Genomic DNA, 14,783 nt, shown 5'->3' with positions numbered 1-14,783 from the left:
GTTTATCAAAGTAAACATCGCCAGAAAACTGGCGATTTTGTTTTTTAATGAAAAAGTTGTAAAATTATTATATTTAATTAAGGAGTTAATAATGTCAGAAAAATACAAAAATATACTCAAATATACAGGAATATTCATGATTCCTGTAGCAATTGGAGCTACAGTCGCAATAACTTATGCTGTAGTAAAAAACAGAAATTCAAACAACGATTCAGTTCTATTACCGCAAACACAAAAGTCATCATTTTCTGTTTCTAAAAACGAAAATGAATGAGCATTTAAAATCCAAATTGCAAAAAGCAATCTTAAAACTACTCAATTAAGCTTTAAAAATGCTTCTAATGAGCAATTTAGCATCGATGCTACTATTTCTAAAGAAGACGAAAAATACTTTATTAATGCTTTGGCAAATGAATCAAAATTCAAAAATTCAAAATACACAATCAACCTCGATTCTTCACTAAAAGCAACTTCAGATAAACTTGAGTTTAATTGACCACTTTATGAATTTAAAAATTCTCAAAACAACACTTTTGAATTAAGTATCGATCCAATATTTAAACAAGAAAGCTTTAGTTTAGTCTTCTTAAATCAACAAAAACAAGAAACAACTATTGCAGCTAAAGTTCAAAACAACAAATTAGTTATTTCAGAAGAAAATATCAAAACATTTGCAAAAGGAACATATAGCTTACAAGCCATTAAAACAAATGCAAATACATTCTTAATTAACAAAGAATACTTTGATCAAAATCCTGTTGTTTTCTCAAACAAAAACATTGGAAAAATTGAAAACAATGTAATTATTTTAGATAAAAACAACTTTGAAGATTTAGATGTAAGCAAATTAAAAATGATTTTTGGTGATAAAAACAATAATATCAAAATGTTTAATTCAGAAATTGAGAATAACAATGTTAAATTCTCAATTTCAAGCATTGATAAAACAAAAGATTGAACACTACAAAGTGTTTCTTTAGATCAAAACGGAATTTTAATTCCTGTTTTAGAAACAAATGAAATAAATAGCTCAATTAAAGAAATTAAAGCTGATAAATTAGTTAATAAAGCAATTGATTACAGAATCGAAGACTCCAAAAACATTGTTGTTATTTTTGAAAACAATGAATTTGGTTCAAAAAACATCTCTGACCTTAAAATGGTAATTGGTGATAAAGAATCTACTTCAACAAACTTATTTGAAAATGAAAAAACAATGCTTAAATTTAGTTTTAGTTCTGATTTAGATTTAGCAAGCTTAACAAACAAAAAACCTTCATTTAAATCATCAAACAGCAAATTAGAAATTACTTTTGAAAAATCTTTAGATACAATCAATAGCGACACAAACAGAAAAATAACTTTTGATATCAAAGATCAAACAATCACATTTGAACTAAATTCTGATATTACTAAAGCAGACTCTGATGAACTTAAAATCTTCTACTACCAAATTACAAATGGTGTATTTGAGCAAAAAGAAATTGCCTTCACAGATACAACAGATAACCAAGATGGATCAAAACAATTTGCCAAATCATTTAGCAAATCATTCAATGATTTATCTATAAATCCAAATAGTTATTATGTATTAGCTAAAGCAGTGCTAGTTCAAGGTGCTAAAAAAGATGAAATAAGCCTTGTAAACAAACAACAAGGACAAGGAATTCTCCAAAGTCCTAAAACATCAATTACAGAACTTCAAAACGCTGTTTTTGAAGGTGATTCAATTACAGAACACTCTCTGAAAACAACTATTTCTCTAAATTCTTTGGCTGCTAAAGAAATAGCTCAATATGAAATTGAGATTCAATCAGGACAAGAAACATTTAAAACTAAAGCGTATGCAATTAATGGTGATTTAGGACTTGAGTTATTAAACCTTAAATCAAAAACACAATACACAATTAACTCCATTAAAGAAATTAACTCTAATCCATACCAAAACCCTCAAGAATACAGTCTTAAAAATAAAACCTTTACAACAAAATAGAATCAAAATTAACTCCCAAAACAAGGAGTTAATTTTATTTTCTTTAGCGTCTAAATGGAATCATTAAGTGATTATATCACTTCTTGAAATCTTCAAAATTTAGAGAATCATCATTGAATCTCTTTTTGAGAACTTCAACATCTTCTTCTTTAAAGAAGTCATCGAAGACAACAAACTCAAGATCGGAAGGATCAAAAACAAAATCAACTAGTTTATCCATTTCTTTAAGCATATAATAGAAAATATATTTTTTATCATAAATATCTAAATTATCATATGTTGTAATATTAGGAACATAGATTACATTATGAGGTTCAACTTTATAATATCAATCCTTGTGGATTGTTTTGAGTTTTTGAAGTTTAGATTTATTAGTAATGTAGTATTTCTTGTATTCATTTTGATAAAAAAGAAAGCCATCTTCTTTATCGATTGAATATGGTTTAATTCTTTCTCTTCACAAGAAAGCTCTCATTCTTTCTCTGTTTTCTTTTGTCATTCTATTCCTTTAGTAATCTTTTAGTTATTAAAATCTCAATAGTTTATCTTTTTGAGATAGTTCTAAAACTATATTTTCTGGGTTTTCTTTGATTTCTTCTGGTAATTTATCTTTTAGGATTGAAAATACTAACTGAATTTGATTATTATTTAAATAATCATTTATTGCTAATGAGTGCAATTGATTAGAGTGCATTAGTTCTTTTTTATCATTTAAAATGAAGTTTAAATGATTGATTTTTTGTTCTTTTGCAAATAGAATGTATGCAAGATCAAAAGAAAGGATTTCGCCTTGTTTTTTACCACTGCTTGAAATGTGTTGGAAAGTATAGAAAACATAGTTTAAAAGATCTGTTTTTGTATTGTTTTTCTTTTTGTATGTTAAACCGTATTTTTCTCCATATAGCATTGAAGAAACATAAGAAAAGTGACTATTTAATTTATTGATTTTTAATTGCAATTCATTTTCAAATTCTTCTTGATAAATATAATTAAATTGTTGCATTTGCTTTTTATATTCTTCAATCTTTTGTTCTGAGTTAGTGATTAGTTCTAAAAGAGTAGAATATTTAGTTCTAGATTCATTTAGTTTTGTTATTTCTTCCAATATTTCTTGAAGTGCATCAACATATTCTTCTTCACCTAATCTTAATTTTTGCATTTGTTCTTGTTTGTATAGTTCAGAAAGCTGATTTTGTTTCTTTGCTATTTTGTTTTTGATATTAGGTAAATCACTTGAAATAAAATCAATTTTGTTTTCAAGCATATTATTGTTAAAACTAATTAAATCTTGAAATGTTTTTTGTAATTGAGGAACAAATTGTTTTGTTTGTTTATAAACATACTCAAGAGTTTGATAATCAAAACTCTGATGATCGCCTTTAAGTTCAAGAAGTGATTCCTCAATTGTATTTTTCTTGATATCTAAAGACATAATATCAATTGTTAAATCATTTATTTCTTTTCTGATTTTTAATAATTCATTTAAATCTAGTTCAATATCACGATCAATTTTTAAAAAATCCTTTTTAGAATTAAGAGCTTCAAGCGAGTTATTAAGATCATCTAAAATAACTTTTAGTTCATTTTTATCTTTATTTTCTTTTTGGAGTTTTTGAAGATAAGCTTTTTCTTTTTCCGTTTCATTTTGAATTTTAATTTTTAGTTCTAGATCTTGTGGTTTAAAACCTAAAAGATAAAGATATAGTATTTCATAATCTAATGCTTTTGTACCATAAGGAAGAGTTAGAAGAGCATTATTAATTCTATAATCTTCATATCTGATGTTGTGAGAAATTATTTGTCTAAAAGAAGGTTTAAATTTATCTTGATTATCAAAAATTAAAAAGTTTAATTGATTAATAAAATCTTCTTCTTTTTCAAAGTTAATATCATTAATAGATAAAACTTTATTTTTAGAAGAAAAGTTTCTTCTAATTAATATTTGATCGCTTTGAGAATTAAAATCTTTAGCTAAAAGCAATTCAATTAAAAACTCTTTTTCAAAGAAAATGTTTTTCATAACTTTATCTTCTTCTTTTGATTCATTTGATTTAAAAAAGATGTTTTGTTTAGCTCCTAAACAAAAATCAATTAATTTTAAAACAGTTGTTTTACCAACATTGTTTCCTGTTTCTGTTTTTTTAGAAGAGTCAACATTGTCTACTATTAAATTAAGACCAATTTTAAAATTGATTTCTCTTATCAAATTGTTATGAGAAAAAATCTTTAGACTTTTTAAAAACATTTTTTGATCACTCCTTTCTTGAAGTCTATGTCTATAATTGACATTAAATAAAGTCAATTAAGGCATAAGCAATAAAAGTTAAAAGACATATTTTCTTTTATTGCTGTATCAATATATAAATCAATCCACTTGATTTCATAATCTATTTTTAATAATTCCTCTATTATTTTAGAGGATTGGTAATAAATTGTGTCTTTTCCTTTAATTCCATCTGGTAAAAGCATTATTTAACCTCCTCTTCTGGTTTTTTAAAGATGTTGCACTTTATAAAGGAGTGGGTTATTATTGCTCTTAAACAAAATTCAAACATTTCATCATCAATAAAAGAAATTTCTTTTTTGTTTAAAAGGTAATTTTTTAATTTTTCAAATATTTTTGAATAGACCTCATCAGAGCTGAGGTTTTGATTTGAATACACTCTATACGAATTTACTATTTTAGAAATTGCTGCAATTTGTGAACCTGGTTTTTCTTTGTCTTTTTTTGAATATAAGTTTTCTATTGTTTTAAAATATACAGAAAATTCTTTAATTTGGTCTTTGTATTTTTGAAGTTGATTGAAATCAATTTTTTGTTCAATTTTAAATTTCTTTAAATCAAAAGGCTCTGGATCATTGATTTTTCCAGAAGAAAGAGAAAAAATTAATTGAGCTAAAATAGACTTTTTTTGTAAAGGTTCTAGGATGGTTATTTCTCATTCTAATAAGAAACAAACTTTTTGAATTGTCTCTATTTTTGTTTCTTTGAGAGATAATAGCTTTTCAATTAAAGTAGCAAAGTTTCAAATATTTTTTGAATCAAAAATTATTCCTTCTGGAACTTCATTGCTAAAATCCTTTTTAATTTTGTTTGAATCGCTTGTTAAAAATAGGAATATAAATTTATATCCTTGATAATTCTTTAATATACTTTTTTCAAGAGAGTTTTTTATTTTATCAGTCTTTATTTTAGAAGAAACTTGAATTAATATTTTATTTTGGTCATCTATCAAATCAAAAGAGGAGTTATTTTTTGTTATTTCGTTTGCATTTATTAATTTTCAATCAAAAATTTGATTAAGAATATCTCTAAAGAGATTTTCACATCTTTTGTTTAAATCAAAAAATGAATTTTGATTATTTATCTTTATTAAACTATCTAATATTGAAAAACTTAAATTAAGTTCTTTTAATAACTCTTCCATATATTTCTCCTCAAAATTCTCTATATTTAAATTATACTAAAATTCAATAATAAAATTAACCCCAAAAGGAGTTAATTTTGAATCTATATTAGTTGTAGTTGTATCTAAATTGATAGTTTTGTTTTGATTTATTAATTGTAGAGTGAACTTTACTATATGCATCCAGAAATTGGTTTGCTGTTTGTTCACTGTAAACATTTCCTAAATCTCTTAAGATGTTAAATCTTTCTTCTCTTGAAATATTAGCTAATTCACCTTCTGGTTGTAGAACACGAGAAAGAATTGAATCTGTGATTTCAGGTTGGTATAGAGCATTTCATCATGAAAGTCTATCACTAGAGAATATTCCTAAAAATCCTTCTCTTAGTCTTTCTGGTTGCATTTGCTCAATTTCATCCATTGTTGCTACTTTTCCTAAATCATATAATCCATCGTAAAGAACCAAGAATGTTTGAACTCTCTTTTTCTCTGGATTTGATAAGTTTCTATCTTCTGCTTGAAGTTTTGCCTTAATTTTTGGATAAATTGATCTGAATTTTCTAATTCCAAATGTAACTTTTTCTAATCAAACTCTTTCCGCTAATTTAAGACCATCTTTATTATTTAAATGGAATGGTTCTGCAGGTTGTTTGTATGTTCCATCTAGGAATGTGTTGAATAATGATTCATTTAGTCAATCTCTTTTTAGTGCTTCATTTCATTTTGTTTTATCAATCAATAAATCATCACGCATGTTACCTGCTAATTGTGTTCTGTCATATGTAGCAGTTTGTAATCATTCTGAATATTTAGAGAAATCTCTAAGTAGTTTTGTGTATTTTTCTTTTTGTGATGTTTTATTGCTATCACTCATTGAAATAGCATCAATTTTGGAAGATTCGTTTATTAACGCTCCTGCTGTTTCTTCGTTTCCTGCATCTTTTATTCTTAATTTTTCTCTAAAGTATAGGTATAACTTGTGTTTTAGTTGTGAAGGATTATCAGCAATACCATTGTTTCCACTCTTTAAGAAAGGCTTTTTAAGATCTTCGAATTCTGCAAGCGCTTGCTCATCGATTTTACTTAAAATTTCTTTGTAAGCATCTTGATCAGTTTTTACTGAACTCTTTGGACCTTGTCAGAATTTAGATTTTAGATTATCTAATGAAAGTGTAACTTGACTATTTGGATCGTCGTAGTTTATCGCGTTTCCACCTTCTATTACAAGATTTCTTTTAAAATCAGCAGTCGGAACAAAACCATCGAAAGGAATAAGTATTAATTTTTCAAGTTTTGCTTGGTAAAGTAATCTGTTAGCATAATCTAATTCTCTTACATAATCTGCACGTTTGATAATACTATCTCTGATAAATTTATCATTAATTCCTGCTGCTTCTTCTTTAATTTTAGTAACAATTGCTGGAATTTGTTCTAATTCGGTTTTATCTTTTTCCATTTGTGCTATAAATCCTTCAAGATCAGATTGACTTTGAAGTGCATTAGCAATAAGGAAATCTGCATTTTCTTTTTTCTTGTGATCTTCAGCGTTTGAATAAATAGTTTCAGCTAATTGTTTGGCTTTGTTTTGTGTGTCAACAAGTTTTCTTAATTCTTCTAGTTTAGAATTTAGTGCTTCTAGTTTTTCATAAGTATCAGCTTTGTTTATTTCAGCTATTAAACTTGTTTTTTGTGATGCTGAAGTTCCTGAAGTTGCATTTAGTTGTTCTACTTCTCTTACTTTTTCTTGTTTTTTAGCATCTAAAGTATTAGTAATAGTTCTATCTAAACTTTCTAATTCAGCTAAAGTATTAGCTTTTTCAATTTTAGCTTTAAGAGCTTCATATCCGTTTGTTGCATCAGTGTAACCTTTAAGAATTTCAACTTTGTTTTTCACTTCTTGTTTTTTATCTAATAATTCTTGGTTTGATTGATTTTCTGCTTCAGATTTAATTGCTCTTAATTTTTCGATATTATCTCTGTCTGAAGATTGTGATTCAGCATTAAGTTTATTATTAAGTTCTGTGTATTTGTCTGGATGGTTTGTTTTAATTGCATCAACTGCTTTTTGTGCTCGACGTTTTTCATCATCGTATTTACCTTGAACAAGGTTTTTGATAGTATCGTATTGAGCTTCAGTTAATTTTTGAGATGCTTCAGCTTTTTTAGCATCATAATCTTCGTGACCTTTTAGTTTTTCAACTTCTCTTAATGTTGCTTGTTGAATTTCATCAAGAGCAGCTTGTGCTTTAGTTCCTACAGTTTTTGCTTGTTCGTTTGTTGTAGCGTTATCAAGTTCTTGTAGAAGTTGTGTTTTCTTGTCACCATCTTTTAGTTTGTTAATGATTGCTCTAGCTGCATCTTTTTCAGTAATTAAAGCGTTAACTTTTTTGTTAATTTCTCTTAATTTTTCTACTGTATCTGCAGATTGTTTTTGTTGTTTAAATACTTCTTGAGCAGATGTGCTTCCAACAAGAGCAATTCTTGAATCTGTGTGTTCTGATTCTTTTGTAAATTCTTCTTTCGCTCTATCAATAACTCTCTTGTAGTTATCTTCTGTTGTTGCAGAGTTAAATTCTGATTGTAGTTGTGAGTGGTTTGAAATTGGAGTTCTGTCTTGAGAACCGGCTGCTGGTGAAACAAGACCAACTGTTTTGTTTAATCAATTTTGTGCTTCTGTTCTTTTGGCATTAAGAGTATTTTCAGCACTTTGTTTTTCTTGATTAATTCTAGCTTCATCACTTGAGCTTAAAACAGCACTAATTGCATTGTTTTTAGCTGTTCCATCTGATAATTTATCAATAGCAGATAAAGCGCTTTCCATTAAAGGTTTTAGCTTTTGAGCTTGTTCTTTAATTTGGTTTGCTCTTTCTGTTGTAATATTAGCAGAATCTAGTTCTTTTAATAAACGAGATTCTAGTGTTTCTGTTGTTGAACCAGAAACAGCTTTATCAGGAAGTGATCTTACAGCTTCTTTAGCATCAGCAATTGCTTTTTCTTTATTTTTTTGTTGTTTTGCTTGCTGTGCTTGTTCTAAGATAGCTCTTAGTTCTGTAACTGTATCTCTTTCGGTTGATTTATTTACATCTGTAAGTTTAGAATTTAATTCATTGTATTTTTCTGGATTTACACTTCTTAATTCTTCTACAGCAGCTTTTGCTTTATTGAATTCTTCTGTGTATTTTTGAGCAGCTTCATTTTTAACATCAACAAGTTGTTGTTGAGTTTGAGCATTAGATAATTTTGTATCTAATGCTGATTTATCTGCATGTCCATCAAGTTTATTAACTTCTGTTTGAGCTTCAGTTCTTGCTTGAGTTAAGATTGCTTCTGCTTCTGTTTTAATTCTTGTAATTTCATCAGCATTTGTTGAGTTGTTTACTGTAGAAATCTTTGTAGCACGATCATTGTTATCAATTAATTTGTTTAAAACATCTAGTGCTTCTTGTTTCTTATTAGCTAACTCAACTTTTTTCTCTAATTCTTTTAGATCGCCAATTGTTAGAGTTTCGGCAGCATCTTTAGTAGTTAATTCTTTTTTAAGTTCTGCTTTAAATGTGTTTGTATCAGCAAGACCATTAATCAATCCTTCAACTCTTGATTTTTCAGGGTTGAATTTATTATTTACTTCTGTAACAATAGCATTTAGTTCAGCTTCTGTGTAAGGTTTTTTAGCTAACTCTTCTAATTTTGTTTTTAGTTCATTTTGTTTTTGTTGGATTTCTCCATCTGAACCATTTAGTTTTGCAACAGCTTTTTCTGCTGTTGTTTTTGCATTCGAAAGAGTTTCTAATGCTTTATTTTTAACTTCTTCAACAGCTTCTTTTGTAGCTGCGTTTTTTAGTTGAGTTAATAGATCGTTTTTATCATTTAAACGTTCAATAACAGCAAGCGCATCTTTTTTAGCTGCTGCTAACTCTTCAACTGCTCTAATTTCTTCAAGTGTGTCTGTATCAGCAGAAGTTAGTTTTGATTTTAAGTCATCTGCAATAGAACTTACTAATCCAGAAACAGCACTATCTGTAGAACTAATACCTTCGATTTGTTTGAATGCTTCTGCTATTCTGTCTTTTTTGTCTGATAATTCTTTTCTTAATTCAGCTGCTTTTTCTTTAGTATCTAAAGCTTCAACTTTGGCAATAAGATCATTTTTTACGCTTTCTGCCATTGTTGATGGTTGTTTTGAAGAATAGAAATCATTAATTTGTTGTTTTAGTTCATTTTTAATAGTTTCTAGATCTTTATTTTCATCAAGTTTAGCTTGAATTTTAGCAATAACATTTTGAATTTCTTGAGGAGTTTTTGCAGCTTGAATTTCTGTAGCAAATCCTTGTTTTGTTGTTTGATCTGTTATTTTGTTGTTTTCTGCAACAGCTGCATTTTTTCTTTCTTTAAGAACGTCTAAATCTCTTGCTAAAGTATTTAACTCTTCTGTTGTACCTTTTTCTTTTAGAGTTTCTTTAATTGAGTTTTTAGCTTCATCTGAAGTGTTTTCTAAAGCATCGATTTGTGCAGAAATAGCATCTGATAATCTCTTGATTTCAGCAATTTTTTGTTCTAATTTTTGAATTGCATCTGGATTTTGAGAAGAAATTGCTGATGATAATTCATCTTTTAGTTGAGTTTTTACCTCTTCTTTTTTATCTAATGAATTAATTGCATCTTCAAGTGATTTGTATTTTTCAGCTTTGGCTAAAATTGCATCTACTTCTTCTTTTGTTTTTGCATTTTGAAGATCATTTGTAAGGGCTGATTTTTGTGCATCATTTGTAATTTGATCAATTTTCTCTTTTGTTGTTTGTTTTTGATCTTTAATGGCACTTCATTTCTCTTCACGTTTTTTGATTTCGTTAACATCTGTTAAACCATAAATTTCAGATTTTTCTTGTTCAATTACAGAATCTGTTGTATTTCCGTTAGCAGAAACTTTTTGTTCATTTAACAAGTTAATTAATTTCTGATTTTCAGCAACAAATTCATCGAATTTAGTTGCAATTGAGTTTAAATCATTTTCAACGTTAGATGGATCTTTTTCTACTAATGTTGCATCTTTAATTTGATCTAAAAAGTGTTGTTTTTGCGCTGAAGAAATTTTGTTTCCTGTAGCTGCTTCAGTTACTTTAGCATTTAGCTCTGTTTTCTTATCTTCAAGTGCTGTAATTTGATCTTGAACTTCTTTTAGTTTAGCTGAAGATGTAGAGTTTTCAGCTTTAGCAATTAAAATCTTTTTAGCTTCTTCTGAATGTAAATCACTAACTTTAATTTTGTCAACTAAAGCTTTAGTATCTGCATCTAGTGTAGAGTTAGGGTTTTTGATTTTATCAATAATTTTTTCAACTTCAACTACTGTAGCTGCATTATTGATTTCTTTTTGTAACTCTGTTTTTCTTTCTTCACTTAAATCAGCAGCTGTATCAAGTATGTTTTTAGCTTCTTGTTTTTTGTCTTCTAAAGCTTTTAGATCATCTAAGAATTTATTTACTTCTTCTAGGTTTGAAACTTTATCAGAGTTTAAATCATTAATTAAAGTAGATTTAGCATTTTCTTCAAATGTGTCTAATTTAGCTTTTGCTTCATCATATTTTTCTTTATATTGCTCAATTTCTTCTTTTATTTTGTTTAACTCTTCTGGAGTATTTGCTGTAGAAATTCTGTCCTTGTATTCTTGTTTTGCTGAATTGTTTTCTAATTTATCTTTTTCTGCAACTGCTTTTTCTTTTGCTTCTTTGTAGTCTTTGATGTCTTCTTTGATTCTCTCAAAAGTTGTGTTATCTGTTGTTGAATTCAAGCTTTCAATGTCTTTTATTAGCTCATTTAATTTTTCAGAAGTCGAAGGGTTGTTTGTGTCATTTTTGATTTCATTAACTTTGTTTGTTAATTCTTCTTTAGCTTTAGTTGTAACCTCTTCAAGAAGCTCTTTAAGTTGCTCTTCTGTTGTTTTTTCAGAGATTTTGTTGTTTAAGCTTTCATCTTTGAAATCTGTGTTTTCAAGAATTGATGCTTTATCTTTAATGCTATCAACAACTTTTTTGATCTCTTCGATTTTCTTAACATCTTCTTCAACATTGTTTCCATCAAGGATGTCTTTTTTGATTTGATCCTTAATTTCGTTTGAAACACCAGCTAGATCTTGATCAACTTTCTTAATTGCGTCTGCTTTTTCTTTGATTTCGTTTGCTTTATTGATGATTTCTTGGATTTTAGCAATAGATAAATCATCAATGTTAGTAATTTCATTTTCTAATGTGCTAACTTCACCAGGTAAAGGATTTTCACCAGTAATGTTTAATCCTTCAATTGCTTTTTTAGCTTCCTCTACAGATTTTTTGGCTTCTTCAGTTTTCTTTTTGAATTCTTCATTTGCTTTAGTTTCAATGTCATTGAAGTGTTTTTCTGTAAATGAATTATCTTTCATTTGCTCTAATGAGCTAATGATTCTGTTTAATTCTTCATCACCTGAATCTCTTAATCTACTGATTGCATCTTCTGCTTTTTTAGCAGCATCAGCAATAACTTGAGCAGCTTCTTTTTGAATCTCTTCAAGTTTTTCTATTTTTTGAGCTTCTGTTAGACTTTGATCATTTTTAAGATCTACGATTTTTTTATCTAATTCTGTCTTTTTGTCAGAATCGTTTAGTTTATTAACTTCATCTTGAGCATCTTTTAGTGCATCATTGAACTTGATTGTGTTATCGATTTTTGTGTCGATATTTTTGATTTCATCTGTTGTATCAGCATTTTTAAGTTCTTCATTCAGAGAATCTTTAGTTGCTTGCTCTAAATTAGAATTATTGATTTTTTCAGCCAAAGCTTCTTTTTTAGCATCATTGATTTCTTTTTCTGAAAGACCTTGCTCTTTTAGTTTTTCTGTAATTTGATCAACTATTTTTGAGATCTCTTCAGCTGTTTTAGCTTCTTCGATTTGTTTTGCAAAGTCTTCTTTAGTTTTTTGATCGCTAATTTTTTCGTTTAGTTTATTAGCTTCTGCTTTTTCAGGATTTAGTTTTTGATTTTCGATCTCTTTTTCAATTTGAGCTCTAATTTCATCAACTTGTTTTTGATCAACAGCAGCATCAAGTTGTTTTTTGAACTCTTCTGCTTTTGTTTTGTCTTCGATGAAATCAGTTCTTTCTTTAGCTTTTTCTCTAGAATCAGCTAAAACTTCGTTTTCTCTGTCTAGTTGTTTAATAACATCAGCTAATACTTTTTGTAGATCTTCTACTGATTTTGTAGCTTCTGCACTATAAGAGTCTACTAAAGATTTTTTAGCATCCTCTGTATTAACTTTAGCTAAAGCTTCCTCGATTTGTTTAGCTACTTCAACTTTTTTAGACAGATCTTCTAAATCAGCTAAAGATTTAAGATCATTTAGCTCTTTTTGTAGTTGCTCTTTTTTAGCAAAATTAGAATCAAGAGCATTGATTTTTTTTGTTAGTTCGTTTTTAGCTTCATTTTCTTTAGCAAGATTTTGGTTAATTTTGCTAATTAAATCAGCTAATTTAGCAGCATTTTGCTCAGAGTAGTCTTTTAGTTTCTCTAATTCTTTTAGTAGTTCTTGTTTTGTTTGTGAATCTAAAGAAGAATCAAGAGTTTCCTGAGCTTCTTTCCTCAGTTTTTCATAGTCACCAGCAGGATTTTTAGAGTTTTGTAACAGGATGATAATTGCTGTTACAACTGAAACTCCAAAAACTCCAGCTGCAAGACCTAATAATAATTTTTTAGACATTTAAACTCCTTATAAACCGTATTTTACAGCTAGAACGATTACTAGGATTAATAGAATTAATCACGCCCCACCATAAAGAACGATTGTTCAGAATGTTGTTCATCAAGAAGATTGAGTCGCTTCTTGTTTTACAACTTCTACATTTTTTTGTGAATCAAATACTAAGAAATATGATTTATTTCTTGTTTTATTGTCATAGATAGCAAATGGATAGTTGTTTTTGTCACCAAATACAACGTGTTTGTTGTCGTAAGAAACAAATGATAATACTTCAGCTAATCTAACAAATTTTTGTTGTTTGTTTTGGTAGTAAACAACTGTTTTATCACTGTATTCTACTTCTGAAGAAATAATAAATTTGTTTTGTAGTTCTTGTTTTGATTTTTCAAGAGATTCTTTAGCTCTTTGAACTAAGTATCTTGAAGATTCTTCTAAGTCTTTGTTTTCAAGTAGTTTATTTGTTGCAATTTGTGCTCTTGAAAGTTCTTGTGAGATTTCATCAAAGTCTTGTTTTGATGTGTGTCTTGGTTCTGCTTCTGAGAATTGTTTTAGAACTTTTTCTGCTTTGTTTGAATAAACTAATAAAGCTTCTGTTTGTTTTCTTAAAGGTAGTTCAGAAATGCTTTCAAGTGAAACAGCTTCTTCATTTGAGTTTATGAATACTTCTTTTACAACTTCCACTTCTTTGATTACTTCTACTGGAACTTCTTTAATAACTTCCACTTCTTTTACAATTTCAACTGGAACTTCTTTAATAACTTCCACTTCTTTGATTACTTCTACTTCTTTAACAACTTCAACTGGTACTTCTTTTAGAACTTCTACTTGTTTGATTACTTCAACTTCTTCAACAACTTTTTGCGGTTCTTTTGAAATTGTTTCTTCAAAAATTCTTTTCTTAAGAGCTTCAACTTCTCTCATTAATGCTTCTTTGTCAGCATTTGAGTCTTTAAGTTTTTCCATTAGCTCTTGGATTTCTTTTTCATATTTACCATTTGAGTCTTTTAGTAATAGATCTAATTCATTTAACTCATTTGTAAGTTTTTCAATTTGTAATTCTTTTGTTGATTTTCTTCTTTCAGGAATAAAATCGTCATCCACAGGGAAATATGTGTTGTGATCTCTGATTATTTTGTAATCAGTAATTGTTTTGTTAAAAGCTTTTGCTGCATTTTCATCTCTGAATAGAGTATTTTTAGAAACAAAGATTTCTTCAAATACATCAGCTGCTTTTAGTCCTCCATCATATTTGTCTGTTTGAACATCATGCTCCATAACTCCGTCAGCATTTTTAAGAGATGCAATATCTCCACCAAAAACTTTCTTATCTGTTTTGAAGTATGTGTAGCATTCATAACCTAATGATAAGAATCAGTTTAGAGCTTCCTTTCTTGTTTTGAATAGTGCTAAAGGTGAATTTACCTTTGGGTGTTTTAAAACTCATGGTAAATTTTTATCTACCAATGGTTTGTATTCGCATAATAGACGTTTCATTTTGTCTCCTTTTAATTTTCATTCGCAATATTATACACAAAAAAAAAAAAAAATAACCAAAAATACAAATAATTGAACTTCGTTATCAAAATTTCGTGTTTTTTGAACTTTTTAGAAATGGTTGATATTAATAATTTTTGATTGCTCTTGCAAAATTAATTTTTTA

7 protein-coding genes are annotated in these 14,783 nt (G+C 27.9%); 1 reads left to right on the top strand and 6 read right to left on the bottom strand.

All coding sequences use genetic code 4. The features are described 5' to 3' along the window. The first annotated feature begins 91 nt into the window (after positions 1-91). Positions 92-1,993 (top strand): hypothetical protein, encoded by a 1,902-nt coding sequence (locus tag JV122_RS01855; protein ID WP_205842812.1) that lies wholly within the window; start codon positions 92-94, stop codon positions 1,991-1,993. A gap of 43 nt (positions 1,994-2,036) precedes the next feature. Here the strand turns inward: JV122_RS01855 and JV122_RS01850 are convergent, their stop codons facing one another. From JV122_RS01850 to JV122_RS01825, 6 genes are all read right to left on the bottom strand, one after another. Continuing rightward, positions 2,037-2,492, bottom strand: coding sequence for a hypothetical protein (locus JV122_RS01850; RefSeq protein WP_205842811.1), 456 nt, complete (start codon positions 2,490-2,492; stop codon positions 2,037-2,039). A gap of 27 nt (positions 2,493-2,519) precedes the next feature. After that, the gene (locus JV122_RS04485; RefSeq protein WP_240463414.1) at positions 2,520-4,238 is read right to left on the bottom strand and encodes a DUF2326 domain-containing protein; all 1,719 of its coding nucleotides are present in this window, start codon (positions 4,236-4,238) and stop codon (positions 2,520-2,522) included. After that, positions 4,229-4,462: an ABC-three component system middle component 6 gene (locus JV122_RS01840; RefSeq protein WP_205842810.1), complete on the bottom strand. Its 234-nt coding sequence runs from the start codon at positions 4,460-4,462 to the stop codon at positions 4,229-4,231. Before JV122_RS01840 ends, JV122_RS04485 begins: the two co-directional genes overlap by 10 nt. Continuing rightward, positions 4,462-5,421 carry an ABC-three component system protein gene (locus tag JV122_RS01835; protein WP_205842809.1) on the bottom strand — a complete coding sequence of 320 codons (960 nt, stop codon included), beginning with the start codon at positions 5,419-5,421 and terminating at the stop codon, positions 4,462-4,464. Before JV122_RS01835 ends, JV122_RS01840 begins: the two co-directional genes overlap by 1 nt. An 88-nt stretch (positions 5,422-5,509) precedes the next feature. Then, complete coding sequence (locus JV122_RS04960) at positions 5,510-13,123, bottom strand: GA module-containing protein (RefSeq protein WP_205842808.1); 7,614 nt, start codon at positions 13,121-13,123, stop codon at positions 5,510-5,512. 9 nt (positions 13,124-13,132) lie between these two features. Further along, the gene (locus JV122_RS01825) at positions 13,133-14,617 is read right to left on the bottom strand and encodes an MAG3090 family protein (RefSeq protein WP_205842807.1); all 1,485 of its coding nucleotides are present in this window, start codon (positions 14,615-14,617) and stop codon (positions 13,133-13,135) included. Positions 14,618-14,783: the final 166 nt, after the last annotated feature.

It is taken from the genome of Mycoplasma procyoni (assembly GCF_017052595.1).
GTDB classification, from domain to species: domain Bacteria; phylum Bacillota_I; class Bacilli_A; order Mycoplasmatales; family Metamycoplasmataceae; genus Mesomycoplasma_A; species Mesomycoplasma_A procyoni.
Note: the sequence above shows the minus strand (reverse complement) of the source record. Positions and strands in the feature narration are given on the sequence as shown.